The 1,907-nt window shown below is 65.2% G+C and carries 3 protein-coding genes; 2 read left to right on the forward strand and 1 reads right to left on the reverse strand.

Annotated elements, in window-relative coordinates; translation table 11 throughout:
• Both EN745_RS34260 and EN745_RS34265 read left to right on the forward strand, forming a co-directional pair.
• Window positions 1–517 (forward strand): hypothetical protein (locus EN745_RS34260; RefSeq protein ID WP_127423274.1); only part of this gene is annotated, 517 nt, incomplete at its 5' end.
• A gap of 154 nt (window positions 518–671) precedes the next feature.
• The gene (locus EN745_RS34265; protein WP_126058686.1) at window positions 672–1,607 is read left to right on the forward strand and encodes a ribose-phosphate pyrophosphokinase; all 936 of its coding nucleotides are present in this window, start codon (window positions 672–674) and stop codon (window positions 1,605–1,607) included.
• Here EN745_RS34265 and EN745_RS34270 read toward each other — a convergent pair.
• Window positions 1,604–1,907, reverse strand: a 304-nt coding sequence (locus tag EN745_RS34270) for an AraC family transcriptional regulator (RefSeq protein WP_145992317.1), incomplete at its 5' end; no start/stop codon positions are given. The two genes, EN745_RS34265 and EN745_RS34270, sit on opposite strands and share 4 nt — an antisense overlap.

The raw sequence follows: 1,907 nt of genomic DNA on the forward strand, positions 1-1,907 counted from the left end.
CACCACCCCGCCGGCGACCTCGGCCCAGACGCTGCCTGCCACTCAGAGCAACACGGCAACCACGACCGTCCCGGCGCCCTCGACGACGGCCCCGGCCACTTCGTCGCCTACCCCTGCCTCACCGGCCCAGAGCGCCGCTGCTATCGCCAGGACAAGGTTGCAGGTGGCGCCGATCGTTGGCGCCTCGGTGGAGGCCGCGGCGCCGCTGACGGCCGAGCTTCAGACGCGTGCCAGGCAGCGCGGCATCACGCTTGCCGGCAGCACCGACCAGACCGCCACGCATGTGCTGAAGGGCTATTTCTCGGCAATTTCGGAAGGCAGCGACACCACGGTCATCTATGTCTGGGACATTTACGACCCCTCGGGCAACCGGCTGCACCGCATCAACGGCCAGCAGAAGGCGCCCTCGGTCAAGGGCGGCGATGGCTGGACGGCCGTCGCGCCAGCGACCATGCAGGGCATCGCCGACCAGACGATCGACCAGTTCGCCGCGTGGCTCGGTGGACAGGCCGGCTAAGCTGTTGCCGGCTTTCATCGCCTGCGACGTTTTTGATCTTAGCCGACGGATTCCCGATGACGAGGCTTGCAATACCGGCGCGGGCCGCTAAAAGCCCGCATAAAAGGCTCATGAGAGTCTGTTCGGTCTCTCCATCCTTCACCAGGAACGGTGCATGAAGCTTTTCGCGGGCAATTCCAACAGGGTGCTGGCCGAAGCGGTCGCTCGCTATCTCAACATCCCGCTGGGGAAGGCCAGCGTCCGGCGCTTCGCCGATCAGGAGATCTTCGTCGAGATCCAGGAGAACGTGCGCGGCGAGGATGTCTTCATCCTGCAGTCCACCTCGTTCCCGACCAACGATCACCTGATGGAACTGCTCATCATGATCGACGCCTTCATGCGTTCCTCGGCCCGGCGCATCACGGCGGTCATCCCTTATTTCGGCTATGCAAGACAGGATCGCCGCGCTTCCGGCCGCACGCCGATCTCGGCCAAGCTTGTCGCCAACATGATCACCCGCGCCGGCGTCGACCGCGTGCTGACGCTGGATCTCCATGCCGGCCAGATCCAGGGCTTTTTCGATATCCCGACCGACAATCTGTTCTCGGTCCCGGTGATGGCCCGCGACGTGAAGGCGAAATACAAGCAGCTCGCCAATGTCGTCGTCGTCTCCCCCGACATTGGCGGCGTGGTGCGGGCGCGTGCGCTCGCCAAGCGCTTCGATGCGCAGCTCGCCATCGTCGACAAGCGCCGTGAACGCCCAGGCGAATCGGAAGTCATGAACATCATCGGTGCGGTCGCCGGCAAGGATTGCCTGCTGATCGACGACATCGTCGATTCCGGCGGCACGTTGTGTAACGCCGCCGATGCACTGCTCGCCAACGGCGCCACCAGCGTCACCGCCTACATCACTCACGGCGTGCTTTCGGGCGGAGCGGTTGCCCGCATCAGCAGCTCGAAGCTGCAGGAACTGGTGATCACCGATTCCATCCAGCCGACGCAAGCCGTGCTCGACGCGCCCAACATCCGCGTCATCTCGATCGCCGACCTGATGGGCGAGGCGATCTCGCGCACCGCGACCGAAGAATCGGTCTCCAGCCTGTTCGATTAACGCGCGACATTCTCCGATCGGACTGGGCCGGCTGTCCGCCGGGTCTCCTCGCTTGTATCGCGCGCGCCGCGCATATACCCGCGTGGCGAAGTCCCGAGCATACGCTTGAACATGGTGATGAAGGCTGGCACGCTGTCATAGCCGAGGTCGAGCGCCACCCTGGTGATCGGCTCGCCGTCGGCGAGGCGGGGTAGCGCCGCGAACAGGCACGCCTGCTGGCGCCATGTCGACAGCGACAGCCCGGTCTGGCGATGGAAGGCGCGGGTGAAGGTACGGCGGCTCATGCCGGCGGCGTTGGCC

The organism is Mesorhizobium sp. M4A.F.Ca.ET.022.05.2.1, from assembly GCF_003998845.1.
Lineage (GTDB): Bacteria > Pseudomonadota > Alphaproteobacteria > Rhizobiales > Rhizobiaceae > Mesorhizobium.